General features: G+C 68.6%; 1 pseudogene. It reads left to right on the top strand.

The annotated features are described in order from the left end of the window. A pseudogene (locus HPY23_RS12605) lies at positions 1-370 on the top strand (hypothetical protein); the annotation flags it as partial.

Genomic DNA, 370 nt, shown 5'->3' with positions numbered 1-370 from the left:
GCCGCCGCCGAGAGCGATCCGACCCGCCGCAACACCCTGACCACCCAGTTCAACACCGTCCTCTCCCAGGTCGACGAGTTGATGAAGAACTCGGGCTACGGCGGCACCAACCTGCTCAACGGCGACAAGCTCTCGGTGTCGTTCGACGCCAAGTCGACGACGGCGACCCTGTCGATCCAGACGAATGCCGGCTCAATGGGCACCGGCGCCCTGACCTCGAACAACCTCGGCGTGGCGACGGCGGCGGCCGGCGCGTGGACAAACGCGACGACGGTGGCCGGCGGCACCTCGGCGACGACCAACACGGTCGGCGACGCGGCGATCGCCACCAAGCTGACCCAGCTGAGCACCGCGATCAGCACGCTGCGGA

Source organism: Methylobacterium ajmalii, from assembly GCF_016613415.1.
Taxonomy (GTDB): Bacteria; Pseudomonadota; Alphaproteobacteria; order Rhizobiales; family Beijerinckiaceae; genus Methylobacterium; species Methylobacterium ajmalii.
This window is presented reverse-complemented; position numbering and strand designations above follow the sequence as displayed.